Consider the following 22,295-nt stretch of genomic DNA (forward strand, 5'->3'; position numbering starts at 1 on the left):
CCCCATGGCATGGCCCGCGCGGGCGACCCTCCGGCCCCGGCTGCCGACGCCGCTCACCTGCGCACCCTCATCGTGGTCCGGGCCCGTGTGGCGGTGCTCATGTCCTGTTCGAAGAGAGGTTTCCATGCCCCGTCTTCCGCGTCTGGCCGGCGCCGCCGTGGCAGCCGTCACCGTCAGCGTGCTCGCGTCGGCCACCGCGTCGGGCGGTGAGCCGGAGCGCTCGGACGCGCGTGTCGTCGCCCGCTTCGACTTCGCCGCCGGGCAGACACCGGAGAACATCGCGCTGGAACGCGACGGCTCCGCCGATCTGGCCTTCGCGTTCGCCCGGCAGGTCGCCAACGTCACCCCGCGCGGCCGCACCCGCATCCTCGCGACCCTGCCCGAGGTCAAGAACCCGAACACCCCCATCGTCCACAGCGCCGTGGTCCTCGGCATCGCCCGGGCCCACGACGGCACGCTCTACGTCACCTATGCGACCGGGACCCGCAAGACCGGCATCTGGCGCATCACGCGCGACGGCGGCACACCCGAGCAGATCGCGAAGCTCCCGGCCGACGGACTGCCCAACGGGCTCGCCCTCGACGAGCACCGCGGTGTGCTCTACGCCGCCGACTCGGTGCTGGGCACCGTCTGGCGCGTCCCGCAGACGGGCGGAACCGCCACGAAATGGGCCAAGGCCCCCGCGCTCGCCCCGTCCCGCGCCCCCTCGGGCGGCTTCGGCGCCAACGGCATCAAGGTCCACGGCCATTCCGTATGGGTGTCCAACAGCGACCGGGGGACGCTGCTGCGCATCCCGGTACGGCCGGACGACTCCGCGGACACGATCGAGACCAGGGCGACCGGGCTGCACGGGATCGACGACTTCGCCTTCACCGGCCGCGGGCACACCGTCCTCGCGGCCCTGGCCGCCACCGGGCAGGTCGCCCTGGTGCGACCGGACGGCACCCGCACGACCGTGCTCGCACGAAAGGACGGCCTGGCCGACCCGACCTCGGTGGCCGTGCGCGACCGCAGCGTCTACGTGCCCAGCGCGGCGTACCTCACCATGCGGGACCCGAACCTGGTCGTGGCACGCCTGCCTTGGCGCGCGGGCTGACGGCCGGGGGTGGTGGGTGTCCGAGCCGTACGGAGTCGTCATCCGGTTGTTCGTGCGCGGCCGCCGGACCGTCGTCGGCATCGAACACCTGCGGCCCGGCGGTGACTTCTGACGTCTTCCGGCCACCCGCTCGCCTGGTCGGGGTGGGCAGAACATGCGCAAGTGCCTGGTCCGGGAGGACATGGGGACGATTCTCCGGCGGTGCGTCTTCGGACAGACCATGGATACGGGTCGGTTAATGCTTGCTCACGTGCTGGTTGCGGAAGAGTGAGCGGGCCATGATGGGCCCATGACGTTGGCCTCGCGTGCTCTCACGCAACTGGCGACCTGGCCGGACCTGAGACAGGCCGTACCGAGCTGCGGCCTGGGGCAGGCGCTCAGCTCGGACCGGGGTGAGATCGTCCACTTCCATTCGGACCGGGACGTCGACCTGCATCTGACGGACCGTGCCATCCGGCGATTCACCAAGGACCTCATGGGTTCGGGGGCGATCCGGCTCGTCCCGGGTTCGCAGTGGGTGACCATACGCCTCGACGCCACGAGCGACGTCGATCTGCTGATGACCCTGGTCAGCGTTGCGCTCCAGGCCCAGCAGGTCTGGCCGGACCCCGTCGGCCGGTTCGAGGCCGGCTGCAACGACCAGCGGGGCGCGGGGTTCGTCCGGGCCGATCCCGGCGGCATCTGACGCGGTGCGACCGGGCGTCACACGGCGACGACCCGCATCCCCGCCTCCTCGAACCGGCGCACGGTGTCCCGCTCCACCGCCGTGTCCGTGACGAGTGTGTCCACCATCTCGGCCGCGCAGATCCGGGCGAACGCCCGCCGGCCGAGCTTGCTCGAGTCGGCCGCGACGATCACTCGTTCGGCTTGTTCGCACAGCAGCCGGTTGATCGCGGCCTCCGCCTCGTCGTTCGCTGCCGCGCCGTGCGTGACGTCGAAGGCCACCACCCCGAGCACCGCCACGTCGAGCGTGATCTGGCCGAGCACACCGTCCGCCAGCGGCCCGATCAGCTCGTACGACTGCGGACGCGCGACCCCGCCCGTCACCACGATCTTGAACTGGGGCCGTACGGCCAGCTCGTTGGCGATGTTGAGCGCATTGGTGACGACGGTCAGCGCCGGTGACCCGGAGGCGAGGTCCGCGCGCACGGCCAGCGCGCGGGCCACCTCGGTCGTGGTCGTACCGCCGGTCAGGCCCACCGCCTCGCCCGGCGCGACCAGGTCCGCCACCGCCTTGGCGATGCGCTGCTTCTCGGAGGCGTGCCGGGCCGTCTTGTAGCGCAGCGGCAGTTCGTACGACACCCCGTGCACGACCGCACCGCCCCGGGTGCGCACCAGCATCTGCTGCTCGGCGAGCCGGTCGAAGTCCCGGCGGATGGTCGCGGCCGACACCGACAGTTCCGCCGCCGCCTCCTCGACGTCCAGGCGGCCGCGTTCCACGAGCAGTTCCAGCAGCGCCTTCCAGCGGGCGTCGCGCGACATCCGGAGCCTCCGTTCCTCGATCTTCCGCGACCCTAGCGCACCCCGTCTCGCCTCGAATGCTTGATTGTGCTTGAAAGCTGGCTATATCTTGCAAGAAAAATCAGCCAGGGGAGGGGCACGGCATGACCCATGTCGAGGACGAGCTGAGCAGCCAGCCCGAGTGCTGGATACGTGCGGCCGAACAGGCGGCCCACAGCGGCAGGGCGCTGCCGGGAGAAGGGGAGCGGGTCGCGATCGTCGGCTGCGGCACCTCGTACTTCATGGCGCAGGCGGCCGCGGCCCTGCGGGAAGGGGCAGGCCGGGGCGAGACCGACGCCTTCGCCGCGTCCGAGTTCCCGTACGGGCGCCCCTACGACCGTGTCGTCGCCCTCACCCGCTCCGGCACCACCACCGAAGTGCTGGATTTGCTGGGGCAGTTGAAGGGACGCACCCGCACCACCGCGATCACCGCGGACCCGGACACCCCCGTGCTGACGGCCGCCGACGACGTCGTCGTACTGGACTTCGCGGACGAACGGTCCGTCGTGCAGACCCGGTTCGCCACCAGCGCGCTCACAGTGCTCCGCGCCCACCTCGGCCTGCACACCGACACGGTCGTCGCCGACGCCCGCGCCGCGCTGTCCACCCCCCTGCCCGAAGGACTCGCCGACTGCACCCAGTTCACCTTCCTGGGCCGCGGCTGGACCGTCGGACTGGCGAGCGAGGCCGGGCTGAAGATGCGCGAGGCCTCGCTGTCCTGGACGGAGGCCTACCCGGCGATGGAGTACCGGCACGGCCCCATCAGCATCACCACGCGCGGGACGGCGACCTGGATGTTCGGCGGGGCGCCGGACGGACTGGCCGAACAGGTGCGCACCACCGGCGGGTTGTGGGTCGAGGGCTCGCTCGACCCGCTCGCCGAACTCGTCCGCGCCCAGCGCCTCGCGGTGGCCGTCGCCGCCCGCCGGGGCCTCGACCCCGACCGGCCCCGCCACCTCACCCGCTCGGTGATCCTCACCCCCTGACCCACGACCCGGGAGGAGAAGCCGTGCCCCTCGCACGCACCGGCGAGCTCGTCACCCGCGCCGCCGAGGCACGCTCAGCCGTCGCCGCCTTCAACATCATCACGCTCGAACACGTCGAGGCCGTCATCGCCGGAGCCGAAGCGGCGGACGCGCCCGTCGTCCTCCAAGTCAGCGAGAACGCCGTCAGGTTCCGCTACGGACGCCTGCTCCCGCTGGCCCGCGCGGCCGCGGCCGCCGCCGAACGCTCCGGTGTGCCCGTCGCGTTGCACCTGGACCACGTACAGAGCGACGACCTGCTGCGCCAGGCGGCCGACGCAGGCTTCGGCTCCGTGATGTACGACGCGGCCCGCCTTCCGTACGCCGAGAACCTGGCCGCGACCCGCTCCGCGGTCGACTGGGCGCACGGCCAAGGGCTCTGGATCGAGGCGGAGTTGGGGGAGATCGGCGGAAAGGGCCGACCACCGCTGGACGCCCATGCGCCCGGAGCCCGTACCGACCCCGGCCAGGCGGCCGCCTTCGTCGCGGACACCGGCGTCGACGCCCTGGCCGTTGCCGTCGGCAGCGTCCACGCCATGACGACCCGCACGGCAGCCCTCGACCACGAACTCCTCAAACGGCTGTCCGCCACCGTGTCCGTTCCGCTCGTGCTGCACGGTTCCTCGGGCGTGCCGGACGAGGGACTCGTCGCGGCCGTCGCGGGCGGCATCGCCAAGGTCAATGTCGGGACCGCCCTCAACATGGCGATGACCGGCGCCATTCGGGACTTCCTCGCCGCCCATCCCGAGGCGGTCGACTCGCGCAAGTACCTCAGCGTGGGGCGGGAGGCGATGGCACGGGAGGTGACACGGATCATCGGGGTGCTCGGCTAGCCCGCCGACCGGTTTCGGCCAACAGTATTCGACGGACGGGGCTCGGCCGACAGGGCTCGGCCGACGGGGCTCGGCCGACCGGGTTCGACCGCTACCGCTTGACGGCCTTGAGCACCACGAACTTCGGGTCGGAGGCCACCAGTCGGCTGTTGCCGAACAGGCGCCGCAGCTTCACGTGGTAGCCCAGGTGGCGGTTGCCGATCACCCACAGCTCGCCGCCCGGCCGCAGCGCGCGCCGCGCCCCGGTGAACATCCGCCACGCCGTCGTGTCCGTCGTCGCCTGGTGGGAGTGGAACGGAGGGTTGTTGAGGACGACGTCCACGCTGCCGGGCGCCACCCCCGCCAGCCCGTCCCCGACCCGGAACTCCGCGTGCCCCGGCACCCCGTTGGCCTTGTACGTGGCCTCCGCCGACGCCACGGCCTGGAACGACTCGTCCACGAACAGCACCTCGGCCGCGGGATCGGCCAGCGCCACCGCCGTACCCACGACCCCGTTGCCGCACCCCAGGTCCACGACCCGGCGCGGGCCGCGGCCGGCCGGCAGATGCTGGAGGAAGAACCGCGTGCCGATGTCCAGCCGGTCGGCGCAGAACACGCCCGCGTGGTTGACGACGGTGCGCCCGGAGACCGCGCCGATGCCCTCGGGGAGGGCGTAGCTGTACGGCCAGGGATTGGCGGCGCGCTCCAGCGCCGGGTCCGGGGTGCAGAGGATCAGCCGGGCCTTCTGCTCCGCGAGCGAGGTCCGGGTCGGCCCGAGAATCCGCTCGAACAGCTCCAGCGTCGAGGTGTGGATCTCCTTCACCATCCCGGTGCCCACGACGACCGTGCCCTCGTGCACGGCGGGCGCCAGCCGCTGCAACTGGTCCTCCAGGAGCGCCAGGCTCTTCGGCACCCGCACCAGCAGGACGTCGACGCGGTCCGGCGGGGGATCCTGGGTGGTGAGGAGCCGTACGGCACCGGGCTCGACGCCGGCCCGCGCGAGGTTCGCCCGGGTCGCCTCCTGGCTGAGGAAGGAGTCGGTGATCTGTACCGGCCCGTGCTCCGCGAGTGCCGTGACCAGCGCGCCCCAGCGGTCCCCCAGGACCACGACCGTGCCGGACAACGGGATTCGCTCCTGGGCCAGACGCCGCAGCAGATACGCGTCGGAGGCGTCCCAGGCGCGCAGTCGGTCACGTGGATCCTCGGGGAAGCGGGACAGCTCGAACTCGCCCCACGCAGTCGTCATGCGATCGCTCATTGTGTGTCCAGGCTAGCGGAGCCGCAGCTCAGACCCGGTCGGGCGGGTCCTGGGGCAGGATGGAACGCATGGACGTGGAGCTGTTCCCCAGGGAGCGCACCGAGGTCGCCCCCGGCGCCGTGCACATGCCGGACTGGCTCGACACCCGCGCCCAGCGGGGGCTGCTTGCGGCCTGCCGGGAGTGGGCGCGCCCGCCGGCGGGCCTGCGCACGGTCCGCACCCCCGGCGGCGGCACCATGACCGCCCGCCAGGTCTGCCTGGGCTGGCACTGGTACCCGTACGCCTACGCCCGCACGGTCGTCGACGGCGACGGGGCCCGGGTGAAACCGTTCCCCTCCTGGCTGGGCGAGCTGGGCCGCCGGGCGGTGGCCGACGCGCTGGGCCCGCGGGCGGTGGCATCGGCGCCGTACGACATCGCACTGATCAACTTCTACGACGGCGACGCCCGCATGGGAATGCACCGCGACAGCGACGAGAAGTCCGACGCGCCGGTGGTGTCGCTGAGCCTCGGCGACACCTGCGTCTTCCGCTTCGGCAACACCGAGACCCGGACCAGGCCCTATACGGACGTGGAGCTGCGCAGCGGGGACCTGTTCGTCTTCGGCGGCGTGTCGCGCCTGGCCCACCACGGGGTGCCGCGGGTGCACCCCGGCACGGCGCCGCCCGGACTCGGGCTCACCGGGCGGTTGAACATCACCCTGAGGGTGAGTGGACTCTAGATTGCGGCGCAGGCCGGCCGGTCTGCGGATCATGGGAGACTCGCCTTCATGAGCGGCAAGGCGGACCCCCGGGCGGCGGGGGAAGGAACCACCTCCAGGACGCGACTGGACCGGGGGCGCGGCGCGCTGGGGCCCGCGCTGGAGCTCGTGCACACCGGGCGCGCGCCGACCCGGGCCGTGCTCACCGCCGAACTGGGGGTGACCCGGGCGACGGCCGGTGCGGTGGCCGCCGAGCTGGAGGCGCTCGGGCTGATCCGGGTGGACGCCCGGCCGGGCGCGGCGGCCGGTTCCCAGGGGCGCCCCTCGCACCGGCTGGAGGTGGCCGACGACGGGCCCGTGGCGCTCGCCGCCCAGGTGCACGCCGACGGCTTCCGGGCCGCGCTGGTCGGGCTTGGCGGCCGGATCGTGGCGACGGCACCGGGCTGCGAGACCGTGGACGCGGACCCGGCGAAGGTGCTGGGCTCGGTGGTCGAGGCGGGCGCCGAACTGCTCCGTACGACGGGCCGCCGCTGCGTGGGCGCCGGGCTCGCCGTGCCGTCCGCCGTCGCCGAACCCGACGGCCTGGCCCTCAACCCCCTGCACCTGGCCTGGCCCGTGGGCGCGCCGGTCCGCCGTATCTTCGCCGAGTGCGTTGCCGAGGCCGGGATCAGCGGCCCGGCGTTCGCGGGCAACGACGTCAACCTCGCCGCGCTTGCCGAGCACCGGCACGGCGCGGGCCGCGGCGCCCGGGACCTGCTCTGCGTGGCCACCGGACACCGGGGAGTCGGCGGCGCACTGGTCCTCGACGGCCGCCTGCACACGGGCAGTTCGGGCCTGGCCCTCGAGGTCGGCCATCTCACGGTGAACCCCGAGGGCCGCCCCTGTCACTGCGGCAGCCGCGGCTGCCTGGACGTCGAGGCGGATCCACTGGCCCTGCTCATCGAGGCCGGCCGCGAACCCGGCCCCGAGGTGTCGCTGCTCCAGCAGGCCAACGACCTGCTCCGCAACCACTACCACGACCCCACCGTGCGCACCGCCGCCGAGGCCCTGATCGACCGTCTGGGCCTGGGCCTCGCCGGGCTGGTGAACATCCTCAACCCCGACCGCATCATCCTCGGCGGCCTGCACCGCACCCTGCTCGACGCCGACCCCGACCGGCTCCGCGCGGTCGTCGCCGACCGCAGTCTGTGGGGCCAGAGCGGCGGTGTCCCCATCCTCGCGTGCACCCTCGACCACAACAGCCTGGTCGGCGCAGCGGAGTTGGCCTGGCAGCCGGTACTGGACGACCCGCTGGCCGCGCTCCAGTGACAATCGGACGCCGTCCCGGTCCCCGACCGCGACGCGTCCTCACCGCCACTCCACGCCGAACGCCTCCAACGGGTTCCGCGTGAGGACGCGCCCCACCGGCTCCGCGCCGAGGGCCACTTCGAGCCGTGGACGCCGCCGACGCGGCAGGTACGGCATCCCTGGCCCGTCGTCGACCGACCGGGCGCCGGCGCCCACGGTGTCCCCGCCGAGCGGCAGCCGGTGCCCGAACCCGGCCTCGGCCAGGGCCAGTACGGCGTCCGGCACGCGCCGGTCGGTGGCGTGACGGGCGCGCGACGGGCCGTCGAAGGCCGGCCGGCAGCCCGCCCCGGCGGCCTGACGGTGGACGACCGGGTCGGGGGAGCGGTCGAGGTGGCGCCCCGCCCGCCGCGCGGAACGCCACCGGCTCGGCAGCCGGTCCCGGCCCGGCGCCACGTCCGGGTCCATCGTCAGCCGACCGGCTGACCGGCTGACCGGCTGACCGGCTGACCGGCTGACCGGCTGACCGGCTGACCGGCCGACCGGGCAGCCGCGCAGCACATCGCGCTCGCGCAGCGGATACGTCTCGATGCGCTCGTACGGCGATCCCGGCCCGCCGAGTACTCCCTCGGCGGTAGCCCTCAGCTCCTCGGCCGTACGCCGGATCGCCGCAGGCGCCAGGTCCGGCTCGCCCTTGAAGTGGCGGTACATGCCGCCCTGGCCGGCACCCGCGCGTTCCAGGACGGCCCTCGGGCTGGTGCCACCCTTTCGGCCGCCGCCCGGGGGAGGAGCCGCCGCACACCCGCGTACTCCCGCGGAGGTACGCCCACTGCCGCTGGCCGTACGACGACCCGGACCCCTCCCCCGAGCCAGTCTCGATGCATCACCACCACACGCTTCGGCACAGGAGATGAACCGAGATGCAGACCCTGGCGCACTGGGACGGCGGCCCCGGCCCGTGGATCCTGTTCTTCCCGCTGATCTGGGCGGCCGTCGTGATCGGCGCCGTCACCGTCCTTCGCCGCACGGTGTGGCGCGGCCGCCCCGGACCGTGGCGCCCGATGGACGGCCGGCGCCCGGAGGGCGACTCGCCGATCGCGATCCTCGGCCGGCGCTTCGCCACCGGCGAGATCGACGAGGACGAGTACTGGCGGCGGCTGTCCGTCCTGGACGAGCAGTTCGGCCGCGTCGGCAAGGGCGGTGCGGCATGACCGCCACGACCACCACCATGACCTCCGCCCGTACGGCCGCCCGGGTCGAGGGCGCCGTGAAGGTGTACGGCCGCGGCGACACCGCCGTACGGGCGCTGGACGGGATCGACGTGGACTTTCCCGTCGGACGCTTCACCGCGATCATGGGGCCCTCGGGCTCCGGCAAGTCCACCTTGATGCACTGCGCGGCCGGGCTCGACACGCTCACCTCGGGCACCGCCTACATCGGCGACACCGACCTCGGCTCGCTCGACGACCGGCGCCTGACCCTGCTCCGCCGCGACCGCGTCGGCTTCGTCTTCCAGGCGTTCAATCTGGTGCCGACGCTGACCGTCGCGGAGAACATCACCCTGCCGCTGGACCTGGCCGGGGACCGGGGCGACCCGGAATGGATCGACGCGCTGATCGACGTCGTCGGCCTGCGCGACCGGCTGCACCACCGCCCCTCCGAGCTCTCCGGAGGGCAGCAGCAACGCGTCGCCGTGGCGCGGGCGTTCGCCGGACGGCCGGACGTCGTCTTCGCCGACGAGCCCACCGGCAACCTCGACTCCCGCTCCGGCGAGGAGGTCCTCGGGCTCCTCGGCTCGGCCGTACGCCGGACCGGCCGCACGGTCGTCATGGTCACCCATGACCCGGTCGCCGCCGCTCACGCCGACGAGGTCGTCTTCCTCGCGGACGGGCGCCTGGTGGACCGTATGGAGTCGCCGACCGCCGACAAGGTCCTGGACCGTATGAAGGCCTTCGAGGTGAGGACATGAACGCCTCGGTACGGCTGAGTCTGTCCTCGCTGCGCGCCCACCGGCGCCGCTTCGCCGGCACGTTCCTCGCGGTGTTCCTCGGCGTCGCCTTCCTGGCCGGGACCCTGGTCATGGGCGACACCCTGCGCGCGAGCTTCGGCTCCATGTTCGGCGAGGCGACCAGCGGCACGGACGCCGTCGTGCGCGGCGCCGACGCCATCACCACACCGGGCGAGGCACAGGGGGTGCGGCGGCCGGTCGACACCTCGCTGGTGAAGACCGTCGAGAAGGTTACCGGCGTCGCGGCCGCCGCCCCGGACATCCAGGGCGCGGGCCAACTGGTCGGCGCCGACGGCAAGCCCATCGGCGGCCAGGGTCCGCCCACCCTCGCCGGCAACTGGATCACCGACCCGGAGCTCAACCCGTACCGGCTCGCCGAGGGCCACGCCCCCCTGAAGTCCGGTGAGGTCGTGGTCAATCGCGGCACCGCGAAGAAGGGGCACCTGAAGATCGGCGACACGACGACGCTGCGTACCCCCGGTCCCGTCAAGGTGACGATCGTCGGCCTCGCGACCTTCGGCGGCGAGGACGGCATGGCACAGGTGACCTTCACCGGCATGACCCAGGCCGACGCCGAGAAGTACCTCACCGCCCGGCCCGGCCAGGCGGCGAGCATCGAGGTGCGGGCCGGACCCGGGGTGAGCCAGCAGCAACTCGTCGACCGGCTGACACCCGTACTGCCCAAGGGAGTCGAGGCCATCACCGGCCAGGCGTCGGCGCAGGAGAACACCGACATGATCTCCAGCCAGTTCCTGACCGTCTTCACCACCTTCCTCCTCGTCTTCTCCGGCGTCGCCCTGCTGGTCGCGACCTTCTCCATCCACAACACGTTCGCGATCGTCGTGGCCCAACGCGCCCGTGAGAACGCCCTGTTGCGTGCCCTCGGCGCCTCCCGGCGTCAGGTGACGGCGTCGACGCTGGTGGAGGCGAGCGTCGTCGCGGTGACCGCGTCGGCCGCCGGGCTGGCCGGCGGCATCGGGATCGCCGCCGGGCTGCAGGCGCTGTTCCCGGCGATCGGATTCCCCTTCCCCGGGGGCGACCTGGTCGTCAAGACACTGTCGATGGTGCTGCCGCTCGCCGTGGGTGTCGTGGTCTGCCTGGGCTCGGCGCTGATGCCCGCCGTTCGGGCCGGACGCACCGCCCCGCTGGCCGCGCTGCGCGAGACGGCCGTCGACACCTCCGGCGCCTCCCGGCTCCGTGCGGTCACCGGCACGGTCCTCGCCGCCCTGGCGGTCGCGGTGGCGCTCACCGGCGTGCTGGTCTCTCCGTCCGTGTGGCTGGCGGGACTCGGCGCCGTCCTGGCCCTGGTCGCGTTCGTGGTCCTCGGCCCGGTCGCCTCCGCCACGGCCGTACGGCTCCTCGGCAGCCCGCTCGACCGGCTGCGCGGTGTCACCGGTGGCCTGGCCCGGCGCAACGCCCTGCGCAGTCCCCGGCGGACGGCCGCCACCGCGAGCGCCCTGATGATCGGTGTCGCCGTCGTCTCCCTGTTCACGGTGTTCGGGGCCTCGCTCAAGGCGACGATGGACCAGACCGTGTCCCGCTCCTTCGCAGGTGACGTGGCCGTCAGCACTCCGTCCTTCGGCGCGGGCGGCAGCGGGCTCAGCCCCGAACTGGCCCCGGCCGTCCAGCGGCTGCCCGAGGTGGACACCGCCGTCGGACTGGGCCGCGGGGTCGCGCAGGTCGACGGCAGGGGACGGGCGCTGACCGTCACCGACCCGGCGGCGCTCGCCCGTTCCTTCGACCTCGGCACGGTCCGAGGCGACCTGCGTGGCCTCGGCGCCGACGGCATCGCCGTCACCCGGAAGGAGGCCGACCGGCAGGGACTGCGCACCGGCGACACCGCCCGGCTCACCTTCACCGACGGCACGACGCAGAAGTTCACCGTCCGCTCGGTCTACGGCCAGTCCGAACTCGCCGGTGACTACGTCATCACGCGCGCGGCCTGGGCGCCGCACCGCACCCAGGACTCCGACCGGCTGGTCGCCGTGACGTTCAAGGACGGTGTGAGCACGGCGGTCGGCAAGGCCGCGGTGGAGAAGGTGGCCGCCCGGTACGGCGATCCGCAGGTGCAGACCCGCGACGAGTACGCACAGTCGTCGGCCGGAGGCATCGACATGATGCTCACCCTCGTCTACGCGCTGCTCGCCCTCGCGGTGTTCATCGCCCTGCTCGGCATCGCCAACACGCTGACGCTGGCCGTGCACGAGCGCACCCGCGAACTCGGCCTGCTCAGGGCCGTCGGCCAGACCCGGTCCCAGTTGCGGGCCATGGTCCGCTGGGAGTCGGTGCTGGTCGCCGCCTTCGGCACGGCGGGCGGGCTCGGCCTCGGCGCGTTCCTCGGCTGGGTGCTGGTGCGGGCCTCGGACGGCGCGAGCGACAGCGCCTTCGCCTTCGCGCTCCCGCCCGCACGGCTCGCGGTGGTCGCCCTGGTCGGCCTCGCCGCCGGAGCCCTGGCGGGCCTGCGCCCGGCACGGCGGGCGGCCCGGCTGGACGTGCTGCGGGCCATCGCCACCGAGTGACGACCTACCGCCGTCGCCCCCGGGCGCCGCACGAAAGAGCGAAGAAGAACGTCACCGCCCGGTCAGCCGGCAACGGCCGACCGGGCGGGAGCGTGCGCGGGAGACGGGCCGCAGGCCGCCGGTCCGGCCTCCGCGAACGGATGCGCGGGCTGCTCCACGGCCGCACGGCGCAGCGGCCGGGCCGGCTTGGGCTTCGCCGCCTGAGGCGCGGGCAGGGTGAACCACACGACCTTGCCGTTGTCGCCGTCGGGGCGCACCCCCCAGCTCTCGCTCACCGCGGCCACCATCGCCAGCCCGCGGCCACAGGTGGCCAGCGGTGCGATGTCGGCCGCCTCGGAGACCTCGGGGAGGCGGGGATCGTGGTCACGCACGGAGACCGTGAGCCGGTCGAGCAGCAGCTCCATCTCCACGGTGCACGACTTGTCGGGCTGGGCATGCCGGTGGACGTTGCTCAGCAGCTCCGTCACACCGAGCGCGGCCCGGTCTATCAAGGGGTCGAGATGCCAGTAGCGCAACTGCGCAGATACGATTCTGCGGACCTGGCCGATCCGCGACGGCAGGGCTTGAAGCTCCACCGTGCAGTGCCTGCTCGGATGACTGATCACGGCTGCGACTCCCCGACGTGAGGTCCGGAAGAACACGGAGAACGGATCCAGCAGGGTGCATGCGTCAAGCGGCCGCCTGCTGTCGTGGCCGGCGGGCTGGTTCGCAGCGTTATCGCCGGTAAACCCAGAGTGACGTGAGACCAGCGTGACGCAGTGGTCACGCTCCCGCAACTCGCCGCGGACCGGCGCCGCTCAGCCGCCGCGCCCCGCCGCCCTGCGCACCGCCTCGATGAACCGGCGTGCGGCGGGCGGACCCGGCTCGCCCGGTGCGGGGTCGTGCTCGCCCAGAGTCAGCGAGTAGCGATTGCCGTTGAGGTCGGCCAACGCCCGGTCGTCCGGGGCGAACCAGGGCCTGGAGGCGCGTACCGCCTGCACCGGGGCGCTGTCGATCTCACTGCCGTAGCTGGTGAGCAACTCCAGCCTGCCGTCGCTGATCCGGACCTGCCCGGCCCGGGTGAGCGACCGCAGTCGCTTGCCGATCCGCACGCCCGTGGCCGTGAACTCGGGCTCCGCCATCCTTCCCCGCCCCCTTGTGCGCGTCGGTCGCCGTGCCGGATTCCTCGTGGGCCGCGGCCCGCCGGGATCCGGCTCGTGTCGTGATCCAGTGTGCGCCCCCGTTCGGGACGTTCGTCCCGTCCGGTGCAGTGTGCCCGCAGCCTGCGGAGAGCACCAGTACGCACGAGGTGTGTGGGGCGAGTGGACGGAGCACTCGCCCGAATGCGCCCCCCGGGTGTGCGCACGGGTGTGCCCCAGGGGCTTCTTTGGGCTGGCCAAAGGTGTGTTTATGCAGGTGAGAAGTGGTCTGGAAGCTGCCTATGATCGAGGTGGCGGCCGCCTCGGGCGCCGTCGGCGCGAAGCGTAAGGAGCCCCGCCGTGAGCACCACCCCACAGACCCGGACCGGCGCCACTCTGGACGTCGACCACAGCGACGCCGACTACCGGAGCTGGCTGAAAGAGGCTGTCCGGAAGGTCCAGGCGGATGCGAACCGCTCGGCGGACACCCACCTGCTGCGTTTCCCGTTGCCCGAGAAATGGGGCATCGACCTGTATCTGAAGGACGAGTCGACCCACCCCACCGGAAGTCTCAAGCACCGGCTCGCGCGCTCCCTGTTCCTCTACGGCCTGTGCAATGGCTGGATCCGGCCGGGCCGTCCGGTGATCGAGGCGTCCAGCGGCTCGACGGCCGTCTCCGAGGCCTACTTCGCGGGGCTCATCGGTGTGCCCTTCATCGCGGTCATGCCGCGCACGACGAGCGCCGAGAAGTGCCGCCTCATCGAATTCCACGGCGGGCAGTGCCACTTCGTGGACGACTCACGCAAGATGTACGAGGAGTCCGCCCGCCTCGCGGTGGAGACCGGCGGCCACTACATGGACCAGTTCACCTACGCCGAACGGGCCACGGACTGGCGCGGCAACAACAACATCGCCGAATCCGTCTTCCGGCAACTGGAGTTGGAGCGCTTCCCGGAGCCCACGTGGATCGTCGCCACGGCGGGCACCGGCGGCACGTCCGCGACCATCGCGCGCTACGTCCATTACATGCAGTACGACACCCGCATCTGCGTAGCCGATCCGGAGAACTCCTGTTTCTTCGAGGGCTGGACCACCGGCGATCCGGACGTCACCTGCGACTGCGGCTCGCGCATCGAGGGCATCGGCCGGCCGCGCATGGAGCCGAGCTTCGTGCCCGGTGCCATCGACCGGATGATGAAGGTTCCCGACGCGGCCAGCGTCGCCGCCGTCCGCGCCCTGGAGCGGGCCATCGGCCGCAAGGCCGGCGGCTCGACGGGCACCGGCCTGTGGAGCGCCTTGAAGATCGTCTCCGAGATGGTCGCCGAGGGCCGCCGGGGCAGCGTGGTGACCCTGCTGTGCGACCCCGGGGACCGCTACCTCGACAAGTACTACTCGGACGCGTGGCTGGCGGAACAGGGCCTGGACATCACGCCGTACGCGGCGGCGATCGAGTCCCTGCTGGAGACTGGCGTCTGGCCCGACTGAGCGGCGCTTTCACCCCGGCCGGCCCTCGGACCCGGGGCCCGTCCGACAATCCCGCCCGCCACGCGGCGCTGGGCACGCGCGGACCCTAGCCGGCCAGGCGCCGGTCCAGGGCCGTGACCGCCTTCCGGAACGCCCTGCCCGTGCCCGCGCGGGCGAGGCCGAACAGGAAGCGGAACGGGGCCGTTCCGTCGACGGCGAAGGTCATCTGCACCCGTGTGCCGGTGCCGGCCGGGGAGAGCCGCCACTCCTCGGCCCAGGCGCGGGTGCCCGGGATGTTGGTCAGGTCGACCCGGTACGCGTACACCTCGGGCGCCCTCGTGACGATCACCGTCTCCTCGAAGCGCGTACCGCCCCTGAGCCGGACCTCGCGTCCGCCCTCGGTCGGCCGGGCGGAGGCCACCGCCGAGAACCACTGCGGCCAGCCCGGCACGTCCTCCGCGAGCGCACGGAAGACCGCGTCCGGGGCGGCCGTGATCTCCTGTGCGAACACGAGACGTACGGGGGCGGTCTCGACGAAGTCGATCCCCACCGGGCGCAGACGGTGAGCCATGGACGACAACCCCCTTGTGAAGACACGGGAGCGAACGGGCCGTTGGCCGGTCACCCTAGCTGACGGTCCGTCAGAAGTCTGCATCCTCGTCGTCGGTCTCGCCCGCCACCACCAGCCGCCGCAGATGCTCGGAGATCTCCGCCCGCGCCTCGGCCGGCAGGCCCGCGTCCGTGACCAGGGTGTCGACCTGCTCCAGCGCCGCGAACGAACTCAAGCCCACCGTGCCCCACTTGGTGTGGTCGGCGACCACCACGACCCGCCGCGCCGACTGCACCAGCCGCCGGTTGGTCTCCGCCTCCGCGAGGTTCGGCGTCGACAGGCCGGCCTCCACCGATATCCCGTGCACACCGAGGAACAGCAGATCGAAGTGGAGTGCCGCGATCGCCTGGTCGGCCACCGGCCCCACGAGCGAGTCCGACGGGGTGCGCACCCCACCGGTCAGCACGACCGTGGCCGCGCCCTGCCGGGGTCCCGAGGTGCGCTGCGCCGCGTGGAAGACGTCCGCGACCCGCACCGAGTTCGTCACCACGGTCAGATCGGGCACCTCGACGAGATGATGAGCGAGCGCATAGGTCGTCGTACCGCCCGACAGGGCGATCGCGGTCCCCGGGGTGACCAGCTGGGCCGCGGTCCGCGCGATGTCCTCCTTGGCGCTGAGCTCCAGACCCGACTTGGCCTCGAAACCCGGCTCGTGCGTGCTCGCCTCGACCACCGGCACGGCACCGCCGTGCACCTTCTCCAGCACACCCTGGCGGGCCAGCGCGTCGAGGTCACGGCGCACGGTCATGTCCGACACGCCGAGCTTGCGGGTCAGTTCGTTCACGCGCACACCGCCGCGGCGCCGGACCTCGTCCAGGATCAGGGCGCGCCGCTGCTCCGCGAGGAGGTTCTGATTCTCACTCACGTACGCTCCGGTCCTCTCGTCTCGACAAGCCGTCCGACACGCCCTGCGCACCTGCCCCTACCAGGACGTTCCGCCCCTCTCCGGTGCGCGGGCGTCTCATCCTTTCACGGGAGGGTGCGGGTTGCGCCACTACCCGTACCGACGCGCACATGCCATTCGGTCACCACCTGTCCCGGCGGATGTCACTCGGACCGGGGAGATTCCGTGACGAGAGGTGTACATCGCATCCGGAGCGGAGATCCTGAAGGCCGCACGGACACAGCCGACGGCGGGTCACGGGGGAAGTGCGAGAACAGTGGAACGTGCGCAGGAACGTGCAGCGAAGGACGGACCGGACGGCCTCGCCGCACGGCCCGGGGGACCGCGGACCGACCTGGAACTCCTCGTCCACGGAGTCGGTGGCACCACACCCGAGGAGATGCTCGGCGACCCGCGAACGGTACGGATCACCGGCGACGACACCGCCGCTGTCTTCCGGCGCGCCGCCGACGCCGACGCGGAGTCCGCACCGGACGATCACCGGGACGCGCCCGTGCCCGAGGCGTACGTCTGGTGCAACCTCACCTCCGGCAACGGAGCCCGCGCCCTCTGGTTGTTGCTGCTGCCCTTCATGGTCGTCAACCTCGCCCACTGGATGCGCCCCGCCGCACGCGGCCGGAAACGGGCGGTGCGGCTGTACGGCCTGCTGGTGCGCCTCGCGGGACTCACCCTGACGGTGCTGCTGGTGGCGGCCGCCTGCGAGGTGGCACTCGACCTCGCTGCCTGGCAGTGCGCGGGCACCGGTGCCTGCGCCCGGCACCACTCCTGGCTGGGCTTCCTCTCGCCCGCCGTCTCCGGCGACGGCTGGTGGAGCCGCCCCGGGCGGCGGCTCGCCGTGGCGGCGCTGGTCCCGACCGCGCTCACCGGCCTGCTCTGGTACCTCTCGCACCGCACCTGGGCCGCGTACGAGTCCGAGAAGCCGATGACCCGCGATCCCGGACCCGACGACCACGACGACCGCACCTCGCTGGGCCGCCCCGGCTTCTGGTACGGCCGCCGCCCGGTGGCCCGGCTGCGCGCCGCCCACACCACGGCGGGACTGCTGACGGTCGCCGCGGCGGTCATGACACCGGTGCTCGGCTTCGACCGCCGGGCGGGCGGATCCGCGGCACCGGAGATCCTGGGCCCGCTCCTGGCCGCGGCGACGGCCCTGTGGGCGGCCGTCGCGGTGGGGGTGATCTGCCGCCGGGGCCGCAGCGAGAACCGCCTCGACCAGGAGCTCGACGAGCACCTCGTACGACGCCTGCCGCTCGGCGCCCTGGCCCTGCTCGCCCTCACCCTGGTGTACGCGCTCTGGCCGCGGCCGGGGTGGCACTCGACCGGGCGGCTGCCCGGCGACACGGCCTTCGGCGGCATCGCCCTCGCACAGGGCGTGCTGGTCATCGCCCTCGGCGTGGTCGCCCACGACCTGCACCGCCGGCACCCCGACCCGCGCGCCGCCCTGCGCGGCCTGGGCGGACCGGCGGTCGCCCTGCTCGCCTGCGCGCTGGGCGGGGTGATGTCGGGAGGTGTCGCACAGCGCGTGGCCGACTGGCTGGACGGCACCGGCGGCTCCCTCACCGGCCCGCCCGTGCTGCTGACCTGGCAGGCCTTGGTGATCCCACCCCTGCTGCTGGCCGTGCTGGCCCTGGCCGCGGTGCTGACCTGGCTCACCTGGCGGCGCAGCCGCGCCGAGCGGCGCACGGTGGAACACGGCCACCGGGGAGAGCCCGAGGACACGGCACGTACCCGCCGTATCGCACGCACCCGGGCGATGGCCGCCCTCACCGACCGGGCACCCCTCGTGGTCGCCGTCGTCTCCGCGGCCACGTTCCTGCTGGGCGCCGGGGCGCTGGCGGGCGCCCAGGTCAGCGAGCGGACCCCCGGCGAGGCGGCCCGGCGCGCCAACGCCGTGGTCCAGGGCGCGGCCGAGACCGCGCAGGCACTGGGCTCATGGCTGGTCGGACTCGGCTTCATTCTGTTCGTCACCTGGGGCCGCCGCGCCTACAAGGACGCCTCGGCCCGGCGCACCATCGGCATCCTCTGGGACGTCGGCACCTTCTGGCCGCGCGCCGCCCACCCCTTCGCCCCGCCCTGCTACGCCGAGCGCGCGGTGCCGGATCTGACCTGGCGGATGGCGACCTGGACGCGGCGCACCGGCGGCCGCGTGGTCATCTCCGGGCACTCCCAGGGCAGCGTGCTCGCGGCCGCCGCGGCCTGGCAGCTCGAACCGTCCGTACGCAAGAAGGTCGCGCTGCTGACGTACGGCTCCCCGCTGGAGCGCCTGTACGGCCGCTGGTTCCCGGCCCACTTCGGGCCGCCCGCGCTGAGCTCCCTGCACCGCGAGGTCGCCTGCTGGCGCAATCTCTACCGCCTCACCGACCCCATCGGCGGCCCCGTCCGACTGCCCGGCGACTGCGGGCCCGAGGTGGACCGCGAGCCGCTGCACGACCCGCTCGCCTACGGCCGCACCGCCCTGCACCCGCTGCCCGCCCCCATCCTCGGCCACTCCGACTACCAGGCGGACCCGGCCTTCGCCGAGGAACGGGCCCTGCTGCTGGCCCGGCTGCGGCCGGATGTGCCGGGCCCGCGGCACCGGGGCGAGCCGCCCGCCGGGCCGGACCCGGACGGGGAGGCCGGCTCTCAGGGCAGCTCGGGCAGGTCCTCGGCGTAGAGCAGGGTCAGATCGTCGGTGGTCGGCTCGACGACCTGGGCGACCCGGCTCGCGTGCCGTTCCACCATCGCCTCGAACGTCTGGCGAGCCGTGCGCCCGTTGCCGAAGGCGGGGCCCTTCGGAATCTCCGTGAAGTACTTCAGCAAGGCCTCCGGGGAGCCGGGTGCCAGCCGGTACTCGTGCTCCTCGGCCTGCTGTTCCACGATCCGCAGCAGTTCCCCGGGGCCGTAGTCGGTGAAGGTGATGGTCCGCGAGAAGCGGGACGCCACACCGGGGTTGATGGACAGGAACCGCTCCATCTCGGCCGTGTAGCCCGCGACGATGACCACCACTGCGTCCCGGTGGTCCTCCATCAGCTTCACCAGCGTGTCGATGGCCTCCTTGCCGAAGTCACGGCCGGCGTCCTCGGGCGACAGCGCATACGCCTCGTCGATGAACAGCACACCGCCGCGAGCCCGTTCGAAGGCCTCCTGGGTGCGGATCGCCGTGGAGCCGATGTGCTCGCCGACCAGGTCGACCCGGGACACCTCGACGAGATGGCCCTTGTCCAGGACGCCGAGGGAGGCGAGGATCTCGCCGTAGAGCCGGGCCACCGTGGTCTTTCCGGTGCCGGGGGAGCCGGTGAAGACCAGATGGCGCTTGACCGAGGCCGCCTTGAGGCCCGCCTGCTGGCGGCGCCGGCCGACTTCGATCATGTCGGTGAGGGCGCGGACCTCGCGCTTGACGCTCTCCAGGCCGACCAGCGCGTCGAGTTCACCGAGCACGGCCTTGGAGGTCCGTGACGGCTTCTCCGGCTCGGTGGCGGTGACGAGCGGTTCCTGTTCGGTCGTGCGCTGCCCGGGGATCGCGCCCAGCAGACCGGAGGACTGGTTCGCCGTCTGCACCGCCGGCTCCGCCGCGGCCGGGCGCCCGATCCCGGCCCCGCTCTCGTCGCTGGTGCAGTCCTCCACGACCGGGCCCGTGCCGGATGCCGCGCCCGGGCCCGCGTCGGCGAACTCGTAGCCGCCGCGCGCGCACCGTTCCGTGCGGCACTTCTTCAGCGTCGTACGGCATCCGTCTATCACGTGGAAGCCGTATCCGGCGCTGCCCGTCACCCGGCAGCCGGTGAAGCTGCCCCGGCCGCCGGCCGACACATAGAAGCCCGCCTCCGCCGGGGAGTCGACCGTGCAGCGCTCGATGGTGGGGTCGGCGCCCTTGGTGACGATGACACCGGTCTGGGTGCCGTCCAGGGTGCAGTTGTTGAGGGTGCCGCCGCTGCCGTGGTCCCGGAACCACGCGCCGGTGGCCGCGTCCCGGATCCGGCAGTCGTCCAGCTGCGCGGTGGCGCCGTCGCTCACCGACACGGCCGTGTTGCGCACCTGGGACAGGTCGCTGTCGACGACGTCCGCGCGGGAGCCGCGGTCCAGCACGAACAGAGCGTCCGGCACGTCGTGCACCCGGCAGGAGTCGAGCACCGCGGTGGCGCCGTCGCTCACCCACACCGCGGGATAGTCGCCCGTGCTGTCGAAGATCTCGCACTGGTTGGCGTCCACGCGTGTGCCCGGGTCCCACACCGACAGGCCGTTGCGGCCGAACTGACGCACGGTCGTCCGAGTCAGCGTCAGCACCGAGCGGGACCGCAGGTCGACCGCGTTCTCCGGGATGTCGTGGATACGGCAGTCGGCCAGGGTGAGCACGGCCTCCGTGTCGAGCGTGACGCCGTCGGCGGTGGTGCGGTGCACATCGCAGTCGGTCAGGTGTGCGGTGGCCCGCGAGGTCACCTGGGCTCCGGAGCCCCGGATCTCGTAGACCTCGCAACCGACCGCTTCCAGCGCGGAGTTCTCGCCCGTGACCATCAGGCCCGCGCCGGAGGCGTGGTGCACCCGGCAGCGGTCCAGCCTGGGGTGCGCACCGCCGCGTACCGCGACGCCGGACTGGCCGGCCGCGACCACCTCGCAGTCCTCGAACACCCCACCGCCACCGTCGAGTACGGCGATGCCGACGCCGGCGGGGTTGTCGACGGTGCAGCGGCGCACGGTGGGCCGGGCGCCGCCGCGGACCTCGATTCCCGCGGCGGACCGGGTGACGACCCGGACGTCCAGCAGTTCCGGCGTGCCCTCCTCCACCAGCAGCGCGGGCGCGGCCGCGTCCTGCCCCTCCACGTGCAGGTCCTGCACCACGGCCGAGGCGCGCAGGGTCAGCGGCACCCCGTCCGTGGGCGCGATGCGTACCGAACCGGGCGAGCCCTCGGGCCCGCGCAGTGTCACCGCCCGCTCGACGACGAGATTCTCCCGGTAGGTACCAGGGGCGACGGTGAGGACGTCCCCGTCGGCCGCGGCCTCCAGGGCGGCGGCGAGCGAAGAGTACTCACCCGTGCGGCGCCGCCACCGCGATGTGCCGGTGTGCGTCACCTGGACCGTGCCCTGTGCCATGGCGTTGCTGTGCCCCCACCTCGTCGTGCTGATGGCTCGTTCGCTTTCGGGGCATACGGCCCCTACGACTCCCTCGCGCGCGGGTCGATGCCGAAGGGTTCGGCGGTCCACCGTAGCGTGCGCGCAGGCAGTGGGTTGACCAGAGACGGAAGGCGGTCAGCTGCCCGTGCCGGTCCTGCCCCAGTCCGGACCCGCCCGGTCCCAGGCCTGGTCCCAACGCGCGTACCTCCGGCGGACCATGCGCCACACGATCAGCCGTCTGCCGCTCTCGACCGCCCCCGCGGTCAGGAGCGCCGCGCCGAACCCGGCGAGCACGGCGTGTGTCGTCGCCGTCGCGGAGTCCAGCGGGCGGGCGACCACGCGGCCGTGCGCGTCCGTCCAGAGTCTGAAGTGGTCGCCCTTGCGCGGGGACTTGAGGTCCGACATCACCGGGCCGTGGTGCCGGGTGCCGTCGGGCGCGGTCCAGTCGGCAAGGACACGGCTGCGGCTGTCGTGCGCCGAGGTCGAGTCGGGGTCGGGCTCCAGGCGGGCGCTGTCCAGCTTGCGCACCACGGTGGCGGTGACCGGATGGCGGGAGTGGTGCTGGTCGACGACGGACTGCTGCAGCGCGTCCTGTGCCAACGCCCCGACGAGCGAACCGATCAGAGGGGCGGCCACCACGATGAGGAGCAGGGCCACGAGGGCCACCCAGGCCTCGGCCAGATCGCTCGTGCGGCGCAGCGGATTGCGCCGCCAGCGCCACAGACCGCTGATTGCTCGCACAGTCCCGCACCCCCCTTCCCGCTCCGTGATAACCCCCGGCGGAGCCGTTCACCCACGGGCCGGTCGAAGAGAGAGCGAAATCACCTCTGACCCTCTGACCGGGACCCCTTGAGCACTTCTCACCACATCCCAACGACCGGGACCCGGCGTCCGGTTCCCCTCCTCCAGAACACAGC

19 protein-coding genes and 2 pseudogenes are annotated in these 22,295 nt (G+C 73.0%); 11 read left to right on the forward strand and 10 right to left on the reverse strand.

From position 1 onward, the window contains the following. Positions 1-124: 124 nt before the first annotated feature. A complete protein-coding gene (locus AB0I54_RS41430; protein WP_363301518.1) occupies positions 125-1,096 on the forward strand; it encodes a hypothetical protein in 972 nt (323 codons plus the stop codon). A gap of 289 nt (positions 1,097-1,385) precedes the next feature. After that, positions 1,386-1,781: a luciferase family protein gene (locus tag AB0I54_RS41435; RefSeq protein ID WP_363301519.1), complete on the forward strand. Its 396-nt coding sequence runs from the start codon at positions 1,386-1,388 to the stop codon at positions 1,779-1,781. A 17-nt stretch (positions 1,782-1,798) separates the two neighbouring features. On the opposite strand, the gene AB0I54_RS41440 is transcribed toward AB0I54_RS41435, so the two are convergent. Further along, the gene (locus AB0I54_RS41440; RefSeq protein ID WP_363301520.1) at positions 1,799-2,578 is read right to left on the reverse strand and encodes a DeoR/GlpR family DNA-binding transcription regulator; all 780 of its coding nucleotides are present in this window, start codon (positions 2,576-2,578) and stop codon (positions 1,799-1,801) included. A 122-nt stretch (positions 2,579-2,700) separates the two neighbouring features. On the opposite strand from AB0I54_RS41440, the gene AB0I54_RS41445 reads away from it, so the two are divergent. After that, complete coding sequence (locus tag AB0I54_RS41445; RefSeq protein ID WP_363301521.1) at positions 2,701-3,582, forward strand: SIS domain-containing protein; 882 nt, start codon at positions 2,701-2,703, stop codon at positions 3,580-3,582. Between the two features lie 23 nt (positions 3,583-3,605). Beyond that, positions 3,606-4,451 carry a class II fructose-bisphosphate aldolase gene (locus AB0I54_RS41450; protein WP_363301522.1) on the forward strand — a complete coding sequence of 282 codons (846 nt, stop codon included), beginning with the start codon at positions 3,606-3,608 and terminating at the stop codon, positions 4,449-4,451. A 91-nt stretch (positions 4,452-4,542) separates the two neighbouring features. On the opposite strand, the gene AB0I54_RS41455 is transcribed toward AB0I54_RS41450, so the two are convergent. Then, on the reverse strand, positions 4,543-5,676 hold the full coding sequence (locus tag AB0I54_RS41455; protein WP_363301523.1) for a methyltransferase: 1,134 nt from the start codon (positions 5,674-5,676) through the stop codon (positions 4,543-4,545). Positions 5,677-5,756: 80 nt separating this feature from the next. Between AB0I54_RS41455 and AB0I54_RS41460 the strand changes: the two genes are divergently transcribed. After that, positions 5,757-6,407, forward strand: a complete 651-nt coding sequence (locus AB0I54_RS41460; RefSeq protein WP_363301524.1) for an alpha-ketoglutarate-dependent dioxygenase AlkB — start codon at positions 5,757-5,759, stop codon at positions 6,405-6,407. Between the two features lie 48 nt (positions 6,408-6,455). Continuing rightward, positions 6,456-7,694: an ROK family protein gene (locus tag AB0I54_RS41465; protein ID WP_363301525.1), complete on the forward strand. Its 1,239-nt coding sequence runs from the start codon at positions 6,456-6,458 to the stop codon at positions 7,692-7,694. Between the two features lie 39 nt (positions 7,695-7,733). On the opposite strand, the pseudogene AB0I54_RS41470 reads toward AB0I54_RS41465, so the two are convergent. Then, positions 7,734-8,066: pseudogene (locus AB0I54_RS41470) on the reverse strand (phosphotriesterase); the annotation flags it as partial. A gap of 144 nt (positions 8,067-8,210) precedes the next feature. After that, positions 8,211-8,432 (reverse strand): annotated as a pseudogene (locus AB0I54_RS41475) (TetR/AcrR family transcriptional regulator); the annotation flags it as partial. 158 nt (positions 8,433-8,590) lie between these two features. Here AB0I54_RS41475 and AB0I54_RS41480 point away from each other — a divergent pair. From AB0I54_RS41480 to AB0I54_RS41490, 3 genes are read left to right on the forward strand one after another with little or no spacing between them, the layout of a single operon-like run. Next, positions 8,591-8,881 (forward strand): SHOCT domain-containing protein, encoded by a 291-nt coding sequence (locus AB0I54_RS41480; protein ID WP_363301526.1) that lies wholly within the window; start codon positions 8,591-8,593, stop codon positions 8,879-8,881. After that, entirely contained in the window at positions 8,878-9,639 is a 762-nt protein-coding gene (locus tag AB0I54_RS41485) for an ABC transporter ATP-binding protein (protein WP_363301528.1), read from the forward strand. Before AB0I54_RS41480 ends, AB0I54_RS41485 begins: the two co-directional genes overlap by 4 nt. Next, entirely contained in the window at positions 9,636-12,197 is a 2,562-nt protein-coding gene (locus tag AB0I54_RS41490) for an FtsX-like permease family protein (RefSeq protein WP_363301530.1), read from the forward strand. The genes AB0I54_RS41485 and AB0I54_RS41490 overlap by 4 nt, the downstream gene beginning before the upstream one ends. Positions 12,198-12,259: 62 nt before the next feature. Here AB0I54_RS41490 and AB0I54_RS41495 read toward each other — a convergent pair whose 3' ends face one another. Together AB0I54_RS41495 and AB0I54_RS41500 are read right to left on the reverse strand one after the other, a co-directional pair. After that, a complete protein-coding gene (locus AB0I54_RS41495) occupies positions 12,260-12,802 on the reverse strand; it encodes an ATP-binding protein (RefSeq protein ID WP_363301531.1) in 543 nt (180 codons plus the stop codon). A gap of 192 nt (positions 12,803-12,994) precedes the next feature. After that, the gene (locus AB0I54_RS41500; RefSeq protein WP_263205774.1) at positions 12,995-13,318 is read right to left on the reverse strand and encodes a hypothetical protein; all 324 of its coding nucleotides are present in this window, start codon (positions 13,316-13,318) and stop codon (positions 12,995-12,997) included. A 357-nt stretch (positions 13,319-13,675) separates the two neighbouring features. On the opposite strand from AB0I54_RS41500, the gene AB0I54_RS41505 reads away from it, so the two are divergent. Next, on the forward strand, positions 13,676-14,800 hold the full coding sequence (locus AB0I54_RS41505; protein ID WP_363301532.1) for a PLP-dependent cysteine synthase family protein: 1,125 nt from the start codon (positions 13,676-13,678) through the stop codon (positions 14,798-14,800). Between the two features lie 85 nt (positions 14,801-14,885). Here the strand turns inward: AB0I54_RS41505 and AB0I54_RS41510 are convergent, their stop codons facing one another. Together AB0I54_RS41510 and AB0I54_RS41515 are read right to left on the reverse strand one after the other, a co-directional pair. Next, on the reverse strand, positions 14,886-15,350 hold the full coding sequence (locus tag AB0I54_RS41510) for an SRPBCC family protein (RefSeq protein ID WP_363301533.1): 465 nt from the start codon (positions 15,348-15,350) through the stop codon (positions 14,886-14,888). A 70-nt stretch (positions 15,351-15,420) separates the two neighbouring features. Beyond that, the gene (locus tag AB0I54_RS41515; protein WP_363301534.1) at positions 15,421-16,254 is read right to left on the reverse strand and encodes a DeoR/GlpR family DNA-binding transcription regulator; all 834 of its coding nucleotides are present in this window, start codon (positions 16,252-16,254) and stop codon (positions 15,421-15,423) included. Positions 16,255-16,549: 295 nt separating this feature from the next. Between AB0I54_RS41515 and AB0I54_RS41520 the strand changes: the two genes are divergently transcribed. Continuing rightward, positions 16,550-18,946 carry a hypothetical protein gene (locus AB0I54_RS41520; protein WP_363301535.1) on the forward strand — a complete coding sequence of 799 codons (2,397 nt, stop codon included), beginning with the start codon at positions 16,550-16,552 and terminating at the stop codon, positions 18,944-18,946. On the opposite strand, the gene AB0I54_RS41525 is transcribed toward AB0I54_RS41520, so the two are convergent. Together AB0I54_RS41525 and AB0I54_RS41530 are read right to left on the reverse strand one after the other, a co-directional pair. Further along, positions 18,916-21,357 (reverse strand): right-handed parallel beta-helix repeat-containing protein, encoded by a 2,442-nt coding sequence (locus AB0I54_RS41525; protein WP_363301536.1) that lies wholly within the window; start codon positions 21,355-21,357, stop codon positions 18,916-18,918. The genes AB0I54_RS41520 and AB0I54_RS41525 overlap by 31 nt on opposite strands. Before the next feature lie 156 nt (positions 21,358-21,513). Further along, complete coding sequence (locus AB0I54_RS41530) at positions 21,514-22,119, reverse strand: hypothetical protein (protein ID WP_363301537.1); 606 nt, start codon at positions 22,117-22,119, stop codon at positions 21,514-21,516. Between the last annotated feature and the right edge of the window lie 176 nt (positions 22,120-22,295).

The organism is Streptomyces sp. NPDC050625 (genome assembly GCF_040654755.1).
GTDB lineage: Bacteria > Actinomycetota > Actinomycetes > Streptomycetales > Streptomycetaceae > Streptomyces.

Coding starts and splice junctions, on each gene's coding strand:
- AB0I54_RS41430 (WP_363301518.1), top strand. CDS start 125: ATGCCCCGTCTTCCGCGTCTGGCCGGCGCCGCCGTGGCAGCCGTCACC.
- AB0I54_RS41435 (WP_363301519.1), top strand. CDS start 1,386: ATGACGTTGGCCTCGCGTGCTCTCACGCAACTGGCGACCTGGCCGGAC.
- AB0I54_RS41440 (WP_363301520.1), bottom strand. CDS start 2,578: ATGTCGCGCGACGCCCGCTGGAAGGCGCTGCTGGAACTGCTCGTGGAA.
- AB0I54_RS41445 (WP_363301521.1), top strand. CDS start 2,701: ATGACCCATGTCGAGGACGAGCTGAGCAGCCAGCCCGAGTGCTGGATA.
- AB0I54_RS41455 (WP_363301523.1), bottom strand. CDS start 5,676: ATGACGACTGCGTGGGGCGAGTTCGAGCTGTCCCGCTTCCCCGAGGAT.
- AB0I54_RS41460 (WP_363301524.1), top strand. CDS start 5,757: ATGGACGTGGAGCTGTTCCCCAGGGAGCGCACCGAGGTCGCCCCCGGC.
- AB0I54_RS41465 (WP_363301525.1), top strand. CDS start 6,456: ATGAGCGGCAAGGCGGACCCCCGGGCGGCGGGGGAAGGAACCACCTCC.
- AB0I54_RS41480 (WP_363301526.1), top strand. CDS start 8,591: ATGCAGACCCTGGCGCACTGGGACGGCGGCCCCGGCCCGTGGATCCTG.
- AB0I54_RS41485 (WP_363301528.1), top strand. CDS start 8,878: ATGACCGCCACGACCACCACCATGACCTCCGCCCGTACGGCCGCCCGG.
- AB0I54_RS41490 (WP_363301530.1), top strand. CDS start 9,636: ATGAACGCCTCGGTACGGCTGAGTCTGTCCTCGCTGCGCGCCCACCGG.
- AB0I54_RS41500 (WP_263205774.1), bottom strand. CDS start 13,318: ATGGCGGAGCCCGAGTTCACGGCCACGGGCGTGCGGATCGGCAAGCGA.
- AB0I54_RS41510 (WP_363301533.1), bottom strand. CDS start 15,350: ATGGCTCACCGTCTGCGCCCGGTGGGGATCGACTTCGTCGAGACCGCC.
- AB0I54_RS41525 (WP_363301536.1), bottom strand. CDS start 21,357: ATGGCACAGGGCACGGTCCAGGTGACGCACACCGGCACATCGCGGTGG.